This is a genomic window from Pedobacter sp. (assembly GCF_040513095.1).
In the GTDB taxonomy this organism is placed as follows: Bacteria; Bacteroidota; Bacteroidia; order Sphingobacteriales; family Sphingobacteriaceae; genus Pedobacter.
The window spans coordinates 12,290-29,729 of sequence record NZ_JBEVDX010000002.1 but is presented as its reverse complement, the minus strand read 5'-3'; the positions used below and the strand labels follow the sequence as shown (position 1 = coordinate 29,729).

The window sequence follows — 17,440 nt, the reverse complement described above, 5'->3', positions numbered from 1 at the left end:
TGTTGACACGAAAAAAAGGAGCAGGGTACTAAACAGGATACGCAAGTGGATTTTCATTGATAGGATTGGATGTGATGGTATAACACCAGCCTGGTGTTAATGTTTAAATTTCGGGTACTCCTTTTGGTTTATCACGCAAATTTATTGTTAAATTGATTTGCTCAGTTATGGTTTGTTTTACAGAAACAGAACTATATTTGGCTATTTTGCCTGGCATAATATAATATTGTTGACATATTTAACTTTCTGATTTTCTATTGCTTGTGACTGCTATTATAAACTATCTGTTTACTATACTTATTGTTTTATTCCAGATTTTTAGCAAAAATACAGAATAATATACTGAATACGCTTCTTTTGCCTTGTATTACAGCATGTTAAGAATTTTATATTTACTAATACTGTTGCCTTTGATAGGCCGCTGAAAAGTCTGTTCTCATTCCCTTGAATCTTTCTACAACAGTGGCGATAAACGCTTCATCCAGCATTTGAAAGATTTCATTTGCGCCTCCTCCCGTCAGGTCAAGTTCCGATAATTTATAGCTTTGCTCCAGTGTTCCCTGTTCAAATTTTACAATATATTTCTGGTTCATGTTGAACAAAGTGATCTTACATTCGGGGTGTGGCAGTTCTGCTATTACTCTCATTGTTACGATTCTTTTAAGGTTGGTAAATGGCCAAATCTAACAATATTACGCATGGTTTACACCGATCTCTGATCAATTCCCTAATTTTAACACTTTATCGAACTTGTAACAAATGGCTGAAGATTTAGTAATTATAAAAAGTGAAAGTAAGGAGCAGCAGTATCAATCGCTGTTGCCGCAAATTGAAGCGCTGATCAGTGGCGAAGATGACCTGACAGCAAACCTTGCAAATGTAGCTGCTGCATTAAAGGAGCAGTTTGGCTGGCTTTGGATTGGCTTTTACCTGGTGAAGCAGGACGAGCTGGTGCTTGGCCCGTTTCAGGGCCCGGTGGCCTGCACAAGAATAAGGAAAGGCAAAGGGGTATGTGGTGCAGCATGGCTGGAAGCTAAAACTTTCATAGTGGATGATGTGGAACTTTTTCCGGGACACATTGCCTGCAGTTCGGCGTCAAGGTCTGAAATTGTGTTGCCTTTGATCAAAGATGGGGAAGTTGCAGGTGTGCTGGATGCGGATAGTGCTGAGCTTGCCGCCTTTGACAAGATAGATGAGGAGTACCTCGCCAGGATCATTGCTTACATCAGGTTATAATAGCTTTAAAACAAATTTTGCAGAGTAGCTGTTAATACTTTGCTATGAAGCTTGCAGCTTATCAATTATTGATGTAATTGTGTGCAGACTTCCAGGCGGATGATAAAAACAAATACTTATGAAAAACGAGAAAAATATAGAGATATTAAAAAGTAAAGTTGAAGAAGTACGGATCTGTCTATTTACGACTATCAGTGCTGATGATGAATTTTCAAGTCGCCCAATGGCTACAGCCAAGGTTGAAGAGGATGGCAGTATCTGGTTTTTTACCAATGAGTATTCGCTGAAGTCAAAGGAGATTTCGAAAGAGAATAAGGTTACGCTTGGTTATAGCAGTCCTTCAAACAATACTTACATTACTGTAAATGGTTCTGCGGAGCTTGTGGATGATCAGGTAAGGAAGGAAGCTTATTTTTCTGCGCCTGTGAAAGCTTGGTTTCCGGATGGGGTGGATGATCCGAGACTAATTCTTGTCAAAGTTACGCCTGAATCTGCGGAGTATTGGGATGGTACTTCTTCGAAGATTGTACTTGCTTTTAGTTTGCTTAAGGCGATTGTTACGGGAGATCAGCCGGATGCTGGTGAGCATGATAAGATTAATTTTTAGATTGGTCTGGTAAGTGCTGATATGAGGTTTAGGGGTTAATCCTGGCTTCGCTTAAAATAAATTGTCCTGTGTTATCGATGCTGCCTGCCGCTGAAGCGCGCCAGAAGGCATCGATAACACAGGACAATTTATTTTTAAGATGATCCTGTAGCATGGTGGCTTGTAAAATCTAAAACTTGCATGAATCTAAAACATGAAAAGCCTGAGAGCTGCATAAAGCTAAGACTTGCATGAACCTAAGACTTGCATAAATCCAAGACGCGCTTATATCCGTAACCTACCTGGAGTATTCTTTGTCCAGGAACAGGTAGCGGGCACGGTTCTTCTCAACTTCTGCTTTTGTGTTTACATCCAGGTTTATGTAATTTACCTGATTATTGGTGTTTAACTCAGGCCATTTTGGTAAGCCTGCTCCGTTGGGGTTGCCGGTTTTGACGAAGTTGGCAAAGTAAGACAGCATTGTGTCTGACACCTTCTGGTCTTCGGCAGTCCATGCGTATACTTTGTTGTAGCGGAGGTTGCCCATTGCGTATTCGATTTCGAAGGCATGTGGGGCACCGGCTGGTACGATTGGTTTTTTTGTTTCGGTTATTTCTTTTCCTTTGGTGAATCCTCCGGCGAGGCCTGGGACTGCACCTTTCATTTCTTCTGTCATTGCTGGTTTAGATTTGGAGAAGAGGTAGCGGTAAACGGGTTTGTTGCCGGTTTTACTGTGGCTGTCTGCCCATTTCCAGGTGCTGTATACGATGAAGCGGTCGCTGGACAGGGCTGTGGCTGATTGTATGACTTCTGCCTCTGTTGATCCGGGATAGAGCTTGAGGACTTCGGCACTTTTTTCCTTGTAGAGTTCCTCCAGGGCTTTTTTGTAGTTCTCAGGTGTGGGTGCGGCGTTTTTAAGGATAGATTGATAGGATACTTCGGCGGAGTTCCAGCCTACGAGGATGGGAACCTGCGCCTGTCTGCCCTCGCTGAATGTCTTTACGGGCAGTTCCGGGAAGAAATATCCATCTACTGTTGTGGTGGCTCCGCCCATGTTATTTTTGTACGCCATGTCTAATAGGTCGCTTGCCGGGATTTTACGGAGGTCGGCTAGAGAGGAGGCACCCATTTTAGTGGCAAATGCCCTTCCTTTGCTTTCCCCTTCACTTTGTGGGATCGGGGCAAGTGTAGGGTAGATCGCTGCTCCGCTTTCGCCTATGGCTCCTGCGAAAAGGCCTTTGGAGAGTGGGGATGCCATCTGCGCGAATACGGAAATAGAACCTGCAGATTCACCGGCTATGGTTACTTTTGCGGGATCGCCGCCGAAAGCTTCGATGTTTTGTTTTACCCATTTCAGGGCAGCTAGCTGATCCATATAGCCGTAGTTACCTGATGTGTGGTGTGCAGACTCTTTGCTTAGTTCAGGATGGGAGAAGAAACCGAAGATGCCAAGACGATAGTTTACTGTTAAGGTTACAATGCCTTTATTGGCCATGCTTTCGCCGTCATAACGCGGCTCTGATCCATCACCGGCAATCAGTCCGCCACCGTAGAAGTAAACCAGTACGGGCAGATGTGCTTTGGAAGACTTTGCCGGCGTCCATACATTCAGATAGAGGCAATCCTCACTGCTGCTTCCGGCACGGAAACCCATATCACCAAATACAGGTTTTTGCATGCCCTTATTTCCAAATTGATCCGCTTTGCGGATGCCCTGCCAGTTTTGTACGGGTTGAGGTTCTTTCCATCTCAGGTCACCTACGGGAGGCTGTGCAAAGGGAATGCCCTTATAGGTTTTGATGCCGGAGCTTTCGGTTGTGCCTTCCAGGATACCATTGCTTATGGTTATTCTTGTGTTGCCCGTTTGAGCCTGTAAGGGAAGTGATAAGCTGCTACAGCATATAGCGATCAATGCAATCAGATTTTTGTTCATTTGAATATATATTTCGGTAATTTAATATACTCAATATTGTTTCAGAATGTTTGTTCCAGGAGCGTTCTTTTGTAACAATTTAATGTGCCCTCAGGTATGAAAACAGGCGGTAAAATATTTATTTTTCATTTTGAACATATCGGGTCTTCAATGGTTATACAACCAAATAGAGTACGGGTGTAGTATGGAAAATATACATTCTGTGTTGAATTCATTGTATAAGTATTGATATGGAAAAGTTAATTTATGAAGGAGCTGTTTATTGGGCTTATGATACCGAAATTCTGGCGATGGATGTTTCAGAAAGATATCTGGGCAGGCATTTTTCTTCTGTTCCGCCCCTATCAAAACACCAGGGCAGGATCTATCTGACCAATACAGCGATTTTTATTGAGGGTGATGAAGAAGCCAGCATTCCGCTGTCGGAAATTACCCAGATCAGTCTTGATTTTGATGAGGTGTTCTCTGCGGCATCTGTAAAGAACTTCGGGATGTTCTGGAAGCCGCTGAGGATAACTTACGGCCTCGATTCAATCATCTACCTGATTGTGGATTACAGTGTGATGATCTCTAACAACAAGAGATTTTTTGAGCTGCTGACATCCATGCTTGCATGATGTTCAGCAGCTCAAAAGCTGTTTATGCTTTCCCAAGGGAGATGATCTCGTTGCCTTCAATCACTCTCTTTGCAGTGCCCGGGCCTGTAACATGAATCATGGCGCGTCCCAGTTCATGCATGGTAACAAATCCTGCGGGGTAGATTGCTCTGCCTAAAGGGAATAACCAGGAGATATACTTGTAAAAACCATGCGTTTTTGAAAGTCCGGGTGTGGGTTTGATAAAGCCAGGCCTGAAAGCGTATACCTGTTTAAAGGGTAGTTTCATCAGGTCGTTCTCGGTTTTTCCTTTCACTTTTGCCCAGTTACTGCTGCCTGTTTCGCTGCTGTCTGTACCCGCCCCGGATACGTAACAGAATGTCATCTCCGGATTTAGCCTGCTCAAAGTTTCGGCTACGCGCATGGTCAGGGTATAGGTTGTTTTGTAATAATCTTCCTTACTGATACCCACCGAAGAAATGCCCAGACAAAAATAACAGGCGTTGAAGCCCTGCAGTTGATTCTCTATAGCGGATAGATTATAAAAATCTGAATGGATGATCTCAGTTAATTTAGGGTGGCTGATTCCGGAAGGTTTCCTGTTAATGATAGTGATCGCCTCCACCAGAGGATCCAGCAGGCATTCGTGGAGCACACCTTCACCAACCATGCCTGTTGTACCTGTAATTATTGCTTTGATAGTTGGTTCCATAGGAATTGTGTTTAGACTAAGATAGTTTTAATATATGCTTTTTCGTATCATATTATATTTTTGTTCGTCAATAACATATTTATTACCTGGGCGATGGATGATAAATGCAAACGAAGATTTATATTCGGCTCCATAATCATTAACCTAGTCAAAACCTAAAACCTCATGTCATTATTTGCCGGTAAACCACTGGCTGCGCTGCAGCTGATGGTAGTAGTATGTTTATTTTCTTCCTTCCAGTTGAGTTATGGACAGGAACCCTATCAGTTTCAGAAAGGACTGATCATTGGTAATGTTTATCATTACGGCCGGGAAGCCATGTATACCGATCAGCTCGCCTGGGCGCTGTATAGTGGAAAACTTCAGACACCTGCTGAAGGTGCTGCATTTGGGAAAGATGAAAAGGGCCAGACACGCCAATGGAAGCTTACTGCTGCAGATGCAAAAAATCGTTTCAGTAACAGGGCTACACCCAATGCTTATTTATACCTGACTTACACTGCAGACAGGGAAAAGACTGCTATACTGAACATCAAAGGTAACAGTGCGCTGTACTTAAATGGTGTTCTGCATACAGGTGATCCCTATGCCCTGAACTGGATGAATATTCCGGTGAAGCTGAAGAAAGGGCTAAACGAATTTTATGTAAGGGGGCAGAATATCACAGCTGCGCTTACATTTCCCTCAAAGCCGGTAACTATCAATACTGAAGATGCAACATTGCCGAATGCAGTTACAGGCAGGAACAATGGTGCTCTGCTGGCAGCTGTGGTTATTATCAACAGCAGCAATGCGGTATTAAAAAACCTTTCCATGCAGAGCAAGGCTGCCGGAACTAAAACGCTGACCAGCATCCCGGATGTGCTGCCAATGACCACAAGAAAAGTTTATTTTAAGGTTGATGGTTCCGGTATGCGTAACAAAAACAATTATAAGGTAGACCTTAGCCTGGCGCAGGCGGGCAAACAAATAGATACGGCATCAGTAATTATCGAGGCTGTTACTTCCTCATCATCCTACAAAAATACTTTTATCAGCAAAATTGACGGGAGCCTGCAATATTATGCAGTAACTCCTAAACTGGGCACTACGCAACCTGGTGATGCAATGTTTTTCTCCGTACACGGGGCAGGCGTAGAGGCAATCGGACAGGCAAAGGCCTATAAATCCAAGGACTGGGGTACGGTTGTAACGCCAACAAACCGCCGTCCGCGTGGTTTCAACTGGGAAGACTGGGGGAGACTTGATGCGCTGGAAGTATTGGGGCAGGCAACAACAATGTTTAAGCCTGACCTTCAGCGGATATACCTGACCGGACATTCCATGGGTGGTCACGGCACCTGGTTTCTCGGTGCTACATATCCGGATAAATGGGCATCAATTGCTCCCTGCTCAGGATATCCAACATTAAAAGGATATGGTTCTGCTGACGGACTGATTCCTGAATCCGGAAGTACGGCAATGGAATCGATGCTGATCAGGGCAAGCAATCAGAGTGATGTCATTAAACTGGCTCAGAACTACAAATCGCTCGGGGTGTACATCCTGCATGGGGATTCTGATAAAGTGGTCTCGGTGAACTATGCCCGCCAGATGAAGAAGGTGCTGGCGGATTTCCATACGGATTACAGCTATTATGAGTATCCGGGTGGCGAGCACTGGTTTGGTGACCAGAGTGTAGACTGGAAACCTATTTACGACTTCTTTAAATGGCACAAACTGGCAGCTGACAGCAGTGTGAACCACATTGATTTTACCACAGCAAACCCGGGGGTTTCAGCAAAATATCACTGGGCCGCGGTCATCCAGCAGCAACAACCGCTGCAGTACAGCCATATCCAGCTTGTCCGCAATAAGAAAGACATGACCATTAAAGGCAGTACCGAAAATATTTCCGTGCTGAAACTTAACCTTCAGGATTTTGCTGTCGGCGCCACAGTAAATATGACCATTGACAATTCTGCAGTGATTTATACAACCAAAAGCGCGGCCGACAGTATTTACCTGCGGAAAGAAAACGATAAGTGGGCACTTGGGAGCAAGCCGGGAAGCACTGAGAAGAACCCTTTGCGTAATGGTACCTTCAAGGAAGGATTCAATTACCAGATGGTATTTGTATATGGCACGACGGGAAATGCACAGGAAAACGAATGGAGCCTGAACAAAGCAAGATATGATGCTGAAACCTGGTATTACAGGGGGAACGGTGCAGTAGACATCATAGCAGACAAGGCTTATAATCCTGCACAGTATAAAGGGCGTAACGTAGTTCTTTACGGTAATTCTGTAACCAACAGCGCATGGAAAATTCTGCTGAACGACTGTCCGGTAAAGATTGACCGCAATGGCGTTAAGGCAGGAAAGAAAAGCTGGAGTGGTGATGATCTTGCCGTAAACTTTGTGTGGCCGGTTAAAGGCACTGTCTACAACGCTGTGTCGGTAATTGCCGGAACGGGTATGAAAGGATTAAATACTGCCTATGCCAACCAGTATCTTGCGGGCGGCAGCGGTTTCCCGGACATATTTGTTTACAGACTGGATATGTTGAAAGAAGGATCGAAAGGTGTTGAAATGGCGGGATTTTTCAACAATCAGTGGGAGCTGGCAACGGAGGCGACAGTACAAAAGTAAATGAAAAAAGGGGTGACTTCCCGATAGGAAGCCACCCCTTTTTTTACTAGTTCTATTGCTCTACTTCAATACTTCAACATCAAGATAGCTGTCGTTGAAAACAGTATGCGTAGCAGTGATAAAATCACTTTGATCTGCTTTGTAAGGATTTTCCACAAACTTCTGAGGGTTACGTGCAAACAAAGGGAAAGCTGTGCTTTGTACCTGTATCATGATACGGTGGCCTTTTTTGAAGGTATGTAAAACATCCTGCAGCTGGAAGTTTACATCTGTTTTCTGGTTCGCTACAAAAGCTTCCGGTTTCTCAAAACTGTTGCGGAACCTGCCCGGCATCACTTCTGAACGTACCATTTGCTGGTAGTTGGCCATCAGGATGTTCTTGTTTGGCAGATAAGGATGATTGGGTTCATCACCAGGATAAACATCAATCAACTTCACAATCCAGTCGGCATCTGTTCCGGTAGTAGCCACTTTTAAGTGAGACATGATCTCACCGCCCAATGTCATGTCTTCCGTAAGCACATCAGTCTGATATACCAGCACATCCGGTCTGCGGCCAGCAAAACGCTGATCTTCGCTCATATAATTGTGTGGTGTGAATCCTTCGGTAGTTGTATTGTCTTCTGTATATGGAACCGGTTTCATCGGATCGCTGATGAAGGAAGCTGAACCTGTTGCAGCTGGCTGGCTCAAGGAAATCTTTCCGTCCCCGCCCAGGAATAACTTCTGGTGTACAGCGTTGGCAGCAGGCCACTGCTCAAATGTTTTCCAGTCCTTGTTTCCTGTATCATACATATACGCATTTGGAAGACCGGATTTTTTATCGCCATTGCCTTTCAGAAAGTGGTCAAAAAACTTCGCTTCAATATTTTTCTGGTAAAAAGTAGCGATACTGTCGCCAAAATATACATTTGAATGGAGGGTGTGGCCGGTTTCGCGCGACCAGCGGCCGTGACCGAATGGCCCCATCACAATGGTATTGTATGCCGAAGGATCTGATTTTTTGATCGCCCTGTGGATAGCCAGCGGTCCGGTAAGGTCTTCTGCATCATACCATCCGCCAACAAGCATCACTGCCGGTTTAACTTTTCCATAGTGTTTTGGTAAAGCACGTTTCTGCCAGAACTCATCATAGTTGGGATGGTTCATCGTTTCCTGCCAGTAGAAGTTATCCTTATACCACTGGTCAAAGTTCTTTAGCGGGCCTACATCCAGTAAGAACTGATAACCATCACTTGAAGTTTTTTTGATTGACTGTCCGTTGTACCATGCTTTGCTGGTAGTATCAGTTTTCTGAACACCAAATACGGGGAAGGTAAAGATGTAACTCTCCAGAAAAGAACCGTTGTGGTGGAAATCGTCAAAAAAGAAGTCGGAGATCGGTGCCTGCGGAGAAGAAGCCTTTAATGCCGGGTGATTGGATAAGATTCCTGCAGCGGTATAAAATCCGGGATAGGAGATACCCCACTGACCTACGCGGCCATTGTTACCGGTTACATTCTTTACCAGCCAGTCGATCGTGTCATAGGTATCAGAACCTTCATCAACATCTTTTTTGCTCTTTTTATTGTCGATTACCGGAGTCATGTTGGTCCATGTGCCCTCGCTTTTGTAGCGCCCGCGTACATCCTGGTAAACCACAATATAACCTTCCTTCATCATAATGTCTGAAGGACCCAGACGTGCCGGAAATTTATCCTCGCCATATGGCGCGATACTGTAGCAGGTACGCTGCATAATCACAGGGTATTTCTTTTTTGCCGAAGCATCTTTAGGGCTGTAAACAGAGGTGAATAGCTTTGTGCCATCCCTCATGGTGATGTAAACGTCCTTTTTGGTGTAGTTGTCTTTAGCATAGCTGCTTGTATTGCCCTGTGCAAAGCTGCTGCCGGATAGGAATACAAAAGATAGTAAACAGGTAAAAATAGATTTCATAAGTTAGTTTAGTTAATCAGCCCAAATTTAGGAGATTGATAAACTAATACTGTCACACGAAGTAACAAAATTGCTGTTTTATGTGATTATTTTTATCAGTGTCTGAGATTATGTGATTGTACAGCGTTTTCTAGTGTCCCTTTTCAACCTTTTCAAGATCATTGTGGATGTTTGATTTGAAATTATATTGCATGAAGTCCTCATCCTGCGGAATAGATAAGATGAAGGTCTGAATCTTTGCGATCTCGACGGTCAGCTCTCCGCCTGCGAAATCAAGCACGTGTCCGCCCTGGTCTTTCTGATCAGACAGGAAATGGAAATGATAGCCCTCGATGCTTAATCCGTTCAGGTACGGGGGCAGTTTATAACCTATAATCACACCACTGGTGTTTCTGATATCAAAGAATTTTTGTCTGTCAAGCAATGTCGCCAGCGGGGGATAAGGCTTTTGGGTATAGGGAGGGAAGGCCCTGGTTTTGAGGTAACTGAATTTTCCCGAAATTTTGATGGCATAAGCTGAATTTTTATGACTTACATATTGCTCCAGCTGAGCTAAAGCTTCTTTTTGATTCAGGGCTGCGCTGATATGGAAAGTAGTGTCAGGTTTGAAGAAGGTGACAAAGGCCAGGGCTGTTTTAAAGGAGCCGGGTAAGGCGGCTGTTTTTCCTGTGGCTTGTGACTGGTAGGCCTGACCGTTGTAAACCACAAGTTCTCCATCGAGTAAACCTGGCGCACCAATCCCGAAGTCGCCATGTTTCAGTAAATCTGCTACAGGCAGGTTAGCTTCGAACAGTCCTCCGACAAAACTTTCTGCTGTTCCATATTGATAAAGTGTGTTGTAATTTTTGGTGTTCAGCGCATTTGTTTCTGGACCGGCTTTCATGGGATTTTTGGCAATCGGGTGAGTAATACGTGTAGATTTTATCTTAAGCGGATGAGCGCTCTGTTGAGACACTGCATTCAAACTTAGCAGAGGTAAAATGATATAGGGCAGAACTTTCATAGTTTTTATAATATATTGTCTATAACGTAAAATTTGGGGTTTCTGATATTTAATTATAAGAAATTATGCTGCGTGAAATCAGTATATTTTTAATCCGGACCAATTGCTGCCATTTAACGTTTGATGTTCCTGAACCGCCATCCAGTTGTTCAGGAACGATTAAGTTTCAAAGACAATAAAAATCAAACGACAGGCAGATTAACCTATATTTTTATAGTTGCCAGCGCAGACTTAAGCTCTTTTACAGCTTTCATTCTGTCCTGGGCAAGAAATAATGATATCAATATGAGCAGGCCCACAGCGAGGAACACGTCAAGCACCAATGCTGAATCCCGCATTTCATGGGTAACATCCTCAACAAAGCCAAAAGTGAAGAGCCCCACAACAATAGCCAGTTTTTCTGTAACATCATAGAAGCTGAAATAAGAAGCTGTGTCCGGAATATCCTGAGGAATATACTTTGAAAAGGTAGAGCGCGAAAGTGTTTGGACACCACCCATGACAATGCCAACAAGTACTGCTGCCGCATAAAACTGATAGGCTTTTGTTATAAAATAAAATAATCCGCAGATCAGGGTCCAAAAGGCAACAATGACTATTAAAACTTTCACGTTACCGTATTTTTCGGAGAATTTAGCTGTCAGCCAGGCACCGAGAATAGCAACAAACTGGATAAGCAGGATAATACTGATCAGATTTTCTTCGGGCAGCAGTAATTCTTTGGCGCCGAAGCCTGCAGCTACCAGCATCACTGTTTGTACGCCTACAGAGTAAAAGAAAAATGCCGGCAGGAAACGTTTCATCAAGGGCAGCTCTTTCAGCTTTTTCCATACTTTGGCCAATTCCTTAAATCCGCCGGTAAATATATTGTAATCGTGAGACCCCGCATTAGGTGTGCCTTCAGGCAACAAATAAAAAGGTATCAGTGAGAAGCCTATCCACCAGAATGCTACAATCAGAAAGGATAACCTTGCCGGGAAAGCTTCATCAGTAATGCCGAAGATACCCGGTGCCAGTACAAATACAAAGCAGATAATCTGTACGGTGATACACCCTGCAAATCCATAGATAAAACCCTTTGCGCTAACTGCGTCCTGCTGGTCCAGGCTGGCTATCTGCGGCAGGTAAGAATTGTAAAAAACAAAACCTCCGCAATATCCAATCGAAGCAAGGCCGAAACAGATCATGCTGAATTCAAAAGTGTCCATCGTAAAGAAGAACAGGCCGGCGCAGGAAAGGCTGCCGAGCCAGGTAAACAACTGCATATACAACTTCTTATTACCGCGGTAATCCGCAATCGAAGTTAAGATCGGCAAAGTGATCACTATGATCAGGTACGATAAGCCCAGGATGTAATTAGATAAAACGGTGTTCACATATTGACGCCCGAAAAATGTAACCATATCTCCGGTTTCCTTATTCGCTGTGATAGCTACATAGTAAGCAGGGAAAATTGTAGTGGTGATCACCATATTGTACGACTGGTTCGCCCAGTCGAACATAGCCCAGGCCCATATTGTTCTTTTGTTATTTTTTGCTTCCATCTGATAATACAAAGCAAGTGCTATCGGCCCTGTCCTGAAATAACCTAAACAGATGATATGTATCCCCGGAATTGGGGGTTGTCTGGCTTATTCTGTCTTACTCCTCAAAGTCAGTCAATTTGTTGATAAGAAAATCAATTTTTTAAGTAACGCATATTGGTTTTTGAATGTTTAATAATTATACTATTTAGAAACATCAAAATTTTGTTAAACATTTTAATTTATTGGGACATTTGATCCCTTTAAACCATTAAAAGTTTCTTTAAATTGTATTTATAACAAAATATATAGTGATAATTTGAAATTCTGATAACAATTTGATTTGTCGGATGGATGTCACTACCTAAATCGCATGAAATTTCAAAAATAAATTATCATTATAACAAAAATACAGGAGAAAAAATGTTTTAAACATGTATTTATTCTATTTATTATAATTATTTATGATATTGCATTTAACTATTGCAACTATTAACTCCAAAAACTAACCTTATGACTAGAAAATTACTCGCGTTCTGCGTAATTTTGTTGTTCTCCTTGTACGGATGGGCACAAAACCGAGTCGTTACCGGTACAGTAACGAGCAAAACTGACGGACTTCCTCTTCCGGGTGCCAGTATCAAGATAAAAGGTACCAAGAGTGGAACCCAAACCGATGCCGCAGGAACATTTACACTGAATGTTTCGGGCTCAAATGTAATTCTGGTGTTTTCCTCGCTGGGTTTTAAAACTATCGAACTTCCGGCAGGCAATGGTACCATGCGGGTTGCCTTTGAGCCGGATGCCAATCAATTGTCAGAAGTGGTGGTAACGGGAGCATTTGGTACTACACAAACTTCAAGATCTACTACTACCAATGCACAGGTGGTCAGCAGTCAGAAATTAAACACGATCAGGCAGACTGATCTGAACAATGCACTAGCCGGTAAAGTCTCCGGAATACAGGTGAGAAGCCAGTCGGTAGCCGCATTGGGAAGGGAAACAGAAGTCAGGTTGCGCGGAGCTTCTGGTTTTGGAACAGGCTCAGGTGCACTTTATGTAGTAAACGGTACGATTCTGCCTAATGCCAATGACCTCAACCTTGATGATATAGAAAGTATTTCAATACTGCAGGGACCGGCGGCGACTGCCCAGTTTGGATCGCAGGCTGCAAATGGTGCCATCGTGATTACGCTGAAGAAGGGGATCAAATCTCAGGGTGTGGGTGTAGTGGTAAATATCGGGGCGCAGTTTGACAAGGTGGCTTACCTTCCTAATTACCAGAATCTGTATGCCGGCGGCGCAAATCCGGAGCTGACCACCTATCACTGGAAAGAAGGTGACCCGGCTGAATGGAAAGCGCTGGACGGAAAAGGCTATCCGGATTATACGGATGACTCCAGCTGGGGCCCGAAAATGGAAGGACAGGAATATATCCCCTGGTATGCCTGGTATCCCGGATCAAAATACTCCTATAAAACAACTTCACTTGTCCCTCAGCCTGACAATTCAAAGAACTTTTTCAACACAGGTGTGACGCTGAATAATTCGGTTTCGATCAGCCAGGCTACAGACAACATGTCTTTTAAACTGACCTACGGTAACCAGGATATCCAGGGACTGATCCCAAATTCCAAACTCAAAAAGAATACGCTCAACCTGATTAGTTCCTATGACATAACCAAAAAACTGAATATCGCCGCAGATATAACTTATGTGAACAGAACATTACATGGTAATATCAGCGACGATTATGGAAACCAGTCTACCGGTTCATTCAATCAATGGTACCACCGGAATATTGATATGGGAATCATGAAAGAGCTGAGGGGCTTAAAATCGCCACAGGGTGAGTTTGCTTCCTGGAACCACGGTAATCCTGACGCTTATGATCCGGAAAACCCCATTGGCTTTTATGGCGCGAACTACTGGTACAACTTCTACACCTATTTCGATCAGACCAATTATATCAATAACCGCGACCGGCTGTACGGAAATATACGCCTTACCTATAAAGTTACTGACGACCTGAGCATTGCCGGTACATACCGCAGACAGCAATATAGCGAATGGACGGAAGGTAAAATAAGCACAAGCCTGGAAACCGGTGCTACTCAAACCGGTCAGAAAGGTTATTACAATACGGCAAACCTGTTCTCCAACAGGGAGAACATTGAGTTCCTCGCCACCTATAAAAAAACGCTGGGCGATTTCAGTATCAACGCCAACGCCGGATCTGACTTTTTCAACGCCATATACAAACTCAACAGCGCCAATACAAATAATGGATTGAGTGTGCCTGATCTCTATGCCCTATCAAATTCTGTCAATGCACCATCAATCATCAATGCCCGGAGAGAGGAGAAATACCGGGCGCTGTTTGCCAAGGCATCTGTAGGTTATAAAAACCTGATTTTCCTGGACGCCACATTACGCAATGACTGGTTTTCTACCCTGCCACTGGCAGATAATTCTGTATTATCGAAATCTTTTGGTGCTTCCTTCCTGTTCAGTGACCTGCTGAAGAACTTCAGCTGGCTGTCCAGCGGAAAATTAAGGGCATCATGGGGGGAAATTCCGCTTGCATTGGGTACCACTAACGATACATTTGGTGCATACCGTTTCCCGGGAGGGGCTTTTAACATCAACCAGTTCAAATGGAATGACGGACTGCTGATGACCTCGCCTGATGTGCTGACGGATCCTAATATCTCCGGAGCCGTTTCCAGACAAAGTGAAATTGGACTCGACCTCTCATTTCTGAAGAACCGGGTAGGATTTTCTGCAACATACTGGCAGGGTGTCGACAAAAATTTCCCATATACACTGACACTCAATGGAGCAAGCGGTTACACGGGCCTGTTAACAAATATTGGAGAAATTAAGCGTGAGGGATTTGAACTGCAGCTGAACGGGCGACCAGTTGATGGACGCAATTTCTCCTGGAACATTTCAGCTACATGGTCTCCTTTAATCAAAAACGATATTGTTGAGCTCAGCAAAGAATACGGTATAACCCGAACTGCAAGTATAGGTGGGGTGCGTGCCCAGCAGCTGCCATACCTCGTTCATATTGAAGGGGAGAGATGGGGAAGAATCTACGGAAACGGAATAAAAAGACATGCAAACGGTCAGCCCGAACTTACTGCAGATGGTTCCTACGTCAACGATCCCAATGTTGACTTTGGCAGTGTTCTGCCCAAACATACCGGAGGTTTGCAAAATACGTTCAATGTGCTGAACAACTTTACTGTAGGGGCAAATATTGACTGGCAGATAGGAGGTAAGTTCGTTTCGCTGTCAAATATGTGGGGCTCATTCAGCGGACTTACAGAAAGAACGGCGGCAATCAACGACAGGGGGCACAATGTAAGGGATGCTGTTGCTGATGGCGGAGGTGTTCAAGTTGTCGGCGAGAATGCTGCCGGACAGCCAGTATCTTACTATGTTGATGCCAAAACATATTATCAGAACCTGTATAACAACCGGACATTTGATGAATTTGTATATGACCTCAGCTACGTTAAACTGCGGGAAATTTCAATAGGATACAATATCCCGGTGAAAAAACTTGGAATGGGCAAATATCTTCAAAATGCCAATTTCTCCATAGTGGCCCGCAACCCGGTACTGATTTACTCCAAAACAAAAGATTTTGACCCATCAGAAATCGATGCTTTGGTGGGTGAAACAGGACAGTTGCCCGGAACACGTGGCTTTGGGTTTAATTTAAGGGTAGGGTTCTAATTGATCAATAAAGATATTTAACATGAAAAAATTATATATATATACATTTACAGGTCTGCTTTTGCTCGGATTTGGATGTAAAAAACTGGATAATTTCGGTGATACGAATACCGATCCCGCGAATGCGCAAAAGCCTGTATTGAGTGCTCTAATGACCACTTCCACAGGTTTGATCGGAACAATAGCTAGTACCAGCGTTGCTGCTGATACAAATATTACAAGAACATCCATCCCGGGGGTAACCACGCCTGGCATATATGCACAGTATTTCGCAGAGTCACAATATAATGATATAACCCTGTACAGTTTACAGCGTTCCAGTTTTACCTCTTATTACAGTACTATTCTGAACGATCTGCAAACGATTATTACTGCCAATGAAAGCAATAACATGACACAGGTGGCTAAAATACTGCAGCAATACGTGTTCTGGACAATTACTGACCGCTGGGGGGATATCCCGTATACCGAAGCATTGAAAGGCCTCCAAAACCTGCATCCAAAATATGACAGGCAGGAAGATATTTACAAGGGGATGGCTACTGCCATAAAGGCTGCAATTGCTGCTTTTGATAACTCTGCAATAAATGGTGATGTGCTTTATAACGGAGATGTTCCTTCATGGAAACGCCTCGGCAATTCTTTACGTTTAATGATGGCGCTCCAGTTGTCCAAAAAATTCCCGGCAGCCGGTGCTTATGCAGCGACAGAATTTAATGCAGCACTCAGCGATGCCGGTGGATATATCACTGCCAATGCACAGAATTTTACTGCCGTATATCCAGGCGGAAGTTTCCCGACGCCATGGTATACCACTTATAACGGACGCAAGGATCTGGGTGAAAGTAAAACGATGACCGATTTAATGGCCTCTCTGGCCGATACGAGACAAACTGTTTTTGGAGGGGCTACCGAGCAGGCATCAGGTAGCAATGCCAGTGCATCTTCAAACATAGGTATCCCATATGGACTTGCCAGGCAGCCGACTATCGATTTTACTGCTGAAAACCCCACCTGGGCACGCGTATTACGTGGCGACTTCAGAAGGCAGGCAGGCAGTGTAGTAATTATCAGTGCGGCCGAAGTCACTCTTGCCAGGGCAGAGGCGGCAAACAGAGGCTGGACTACTGAATCGGTCAGCTCTCTCTACAGCACTGGTATCAACTTGTCCTTCAGTCAATGGGGCTTAACTGCTCCTGCTAATTACACAGCCCAGGCGGCAGTGGCTTTAGGAGCAGCTGGCTCGGCTGATAATATAAGTAAAATAGCTACTCAGGAATATATTGCATCCTATCCTGACGGGCTGAGGGCATGGAATATCTGGAGAAGAACCGGATATCCGGTATTGACACCTGCGAGTGCCGCAGTGAATGCTTCGAAACTTATTCCCAGAAGACTTGCTTATTTCCCTGACGAATATTCAAGCAATAAAGCTGCTGTGGAAGCAGCAGTAGTTCTGTTGCCGGGTGGTGATACGCAGGACGCCAGAGTTTGGTGGGACCAGTAAAAAATGTACTATTAACTATGAAGGGTGCCGG

The 17,440-nt window shown here is 44.0% G+C and carries 12 protein-coding genes; 6 read left to right on the top strand and 6 right to left on the bottom strand.

Annotated features, from left to right (window positions below; all coding sequences use genetic code 11):
* Positions 1-395: 395 nt before the first annotated feature.
* Entirely contained in the window at positions 396-647 is a 252-nt protein-coding gene (locus ABWY16_RS00280) for a hypothetical protein (protein ID WP_353902648.1), read from the bottom strand.
* 112 nt (positions 648-759) lie between these two features.
* Between ABWY16_RS00280 and msrC the strand changes: the two genes are divergently transcribed.
* Both msrC and ABWY16_RS00270 read left to right on the top strand, forming a co-directional pair.
* Positions 760-1,236, top strand: a complete 477-nt coding sequence (gene msrC / locus ABWY16_RS00275) for a free L-methionine (R)-S-oxide reductase MsrC (RefSeq protein ID WP_353902647.1) — start codon at positions 760-762, stop codon at positions 1,234-1,236.
* Positions 1,237-1,354: 118 nt separating this feature from the next.
* Complete coding sequence (locus ABWY16_RS00270; RefSeq protein WP_353902646.1) at positions 1,355-1,843, top strand: pyridoxamine 5'-phosphate oxidase family protein; 489 nt, start codon at positions 1,355-1,357, stop codon at positions 1,841-1,843.
* 277 nt (positions 1,844-2,120) lie between these two features.
* On the opposite strand, the gene ABWY16_RS00265 is transcribed toward ABWY16_RS00270, so the two are convergent.
* Positions 2,121-3,755 (bottom strand): carboxylesterase/lipase family protein, encoded by a 1,635-nt coding sequence (locus tag ABWY16_RS00265; RefSeq protein WP_353902645.1) that lies wholly within the window; start codon positions 3,753-3,755, stop codon positions 2,121-2,123.
* A gap of 230 nt (positions 3,756-3,985) precedes the next feature.
* Between ABWY16_RS00265 and ABWY16_RS00260 the strand changes: the two genes are divergently transcribed.
* On the top strand, positions 3,986-4,372 hold the full coding sequence (locus ABWY16_RS00260) for a hypothetical protein (protein WP_353902644.1): 387 nt from the start codon (positions 3,986-3,988) through the stop codon (positions 4,370-4,372).
* Between the two features lie 22 nt (positions 4,373-4,394).
* Here the strand turns inward: ABWY16_RS00260 and ABWY16_RS00255 are convergent, their stop codons facing one another.
* A complete protein-coding gene (locus ABWY16_RS00255; protein ID WP_353902643.1) occupies positions 4,395-5,063 on the bottom strand; it encodes an NAD-dependent epimerase/dehydratase family protein in 669 nt (222 codons plus the stop codon).
* Positions 5,064-5,228: 165 nt separating this feature from the next.
* Between ABWY16_RS00255 and ABWY16_RS00250 the strand changes: the two genes are divergently transcribed.
* Positions 5,229-7,694, top strand: coding sequence for an alpha/beta hydrolase-fold protein (locus tag ABWY16_RS00250; RefSeq protein ID WP_353902642.1), 2,466 nt, complete (start codon positions 5,229-5,231; stop codon positions 7,692-7,694).
* Positions 7,695-7,754: 60 nt separating this feature from the next.
* On the opposite strand, the gene ABWY16_RS00245 is transcribed toward ABWY16_RS00250, so the two are convergent.
* From ABWY16_RS00245 to ABWY16_RS00235, 3 genes are all read right to left on the bottom strand, one after another.
* The gene (locus ABWY16_RS00245; RefSeq protein ID WP_353902641.1) at positions 7,755-9,629 is read right to left on the bottom strand and encodes a CocE/NonD family hydrolase; all 1,875 of its coding nucleotides are present in this window, start codon (positions 9,627-9,629) and stop codon (positions 7,755-7,757) included.
* Between the two features lie 130 nt (positions 9,630-9,759).
* Positions 9,760-10,632 carry an acetolactate decarboxylase gene (gene budA / locus ABWY16_RS00240; protein WP_353902640.1) on the bottom strand — a complete coding sequence of 291 codons (873 nt, stop codon included), beginning with the start codon at positions 10,630-10,632 and terminating at the stop codon, positions 9,760-9,762.
* Between the two features lie 203 nt (positions 10,633-10,835).
* Entirely contained in the window at positions 10,836-12,176 is a 1,341-nt protein-coding gene (locus ABWY16_RS00235; RefSeq protein ID WP_353902639.1) for an MFS transporter, read from the bottom strand.
* Positions 12,177-12,668: 492 nt separating this feature from the next.
* Here ABWY16_RS00235 and ABWY16_RS00230 point away from each other — a divergent pair, with 492 nt between their 5' ends.
* Positions 12,669-15,902, top strand: coding sequence for a SusC/RagA family TonB-linked outer membrane protein (locus tag ABWY16_RS00230; protein WP_353902638.1), 3,234 nt, complete (start codon positions 12,669-12,671; stop codon positions 15,900-15,902).
* 22 nt (positions 15,903-15,924) lie between these two features.
* Positions 15,925-17,409, top strand: a complete 1,485-nt coding sequence (locus tag ABWY16_RS00225) for a SusD/RagB family nutrient-binding outer membrane lipoprotein (protein ID WP_353902637.1) — start codon at positions 15,925-15,927, stop codon at positions 17,407-17,409.
* Positions 17,410-17,440: the final 31 nt, after the last annotated feature.

Excerpts from the sequence above, each read along its gene's own strand:
- msrC (WP_353902647.1), top strand. The coding sequence starts at position 760 with ATGGCTGAAGATTTAGTAATTATAAAAAGTGAAAGTAAGGAGCAGCAG.
- ABWY16_RS00280 (WP_353902648.1), bottom strand. The coding sequence starts at position 647 with ATGAGAGTAATAGCAGAACTGCCACACCCCGAATGTAAGATCACTTTG.
- ABWY16_RS00245 (WP_353902641.1), bottom strand. The coding sequence starts at position 9,629 with ATGAAATCTATTTTTACCTGTTTACTATCTTTTGTATTCCTATCCGGC.
- ABWY16_RS00260 (WP_353902644.1), top strand. The coding sequence starts at position 3,986 with ATGGAAAAGTTAATTTATGAAGGAGCTGTTTATTGGGCTTATGATACC.
- ABWY16_RS00270 (WP_353902646.1), top strand. The coding sequence starts at position 1,355 with ATGAAAAACGAGAAAAATATAGAGATATTAAAAAGTAAAGTTGAAGAA.
- ABWY16_RS00265 (WP_353902645.1), bottom strand. The coding sequence starts at position 3,755 with ATGAACAAAAATCTGATTGCATTGATCGCTATATGCTGTAGCAGCTTA.
- ABWY16_RS00255 (WP_353902643.1), bottom strand. The coding sequence starts at position 5,063 with ATGGAACCAACTATCAAAGCAATAATTACAGGTACAACAGGCATGGTT.
- ABWY16_RS00225 (WP_353902637.1), top strand. The coding sequence starts at position 15,925 with ATGAAAAAATTATATATATATACATTTACAGGTCTGCTTTTGCTCGGA.
- ABWY16_RS00250 (WP_353902642.1), top strand. The coding sequence starts at position 5,229 with ATGTCATTATTTGCCGGTAAACCACTGGCTGCGCTGCAGCTGATGGTA.
- ABWY16_RS00230 (WP_353902638.1), top strand. The coding sequence starts at position 12,669 with ATGACTAGAAAATTACTCGCGTTCTGCGTAATTTTGTTGTTCTCCTTG.
- ABWY16_RS00235 (WP_353902639.1), bottom strand. The coding sequence starts at position 12,176 with ATGGAAGCAAAAAATAACAAAAGAACAATATGGGCCTGGGCTATGTTC.
- budA (WP_353902640.1), bottom strand. The coding sequence starts at position 10,632 with ATGAAAGTTCTGCCCTATATCATTTTACCTCTGCTAAGTTTGAATGCA.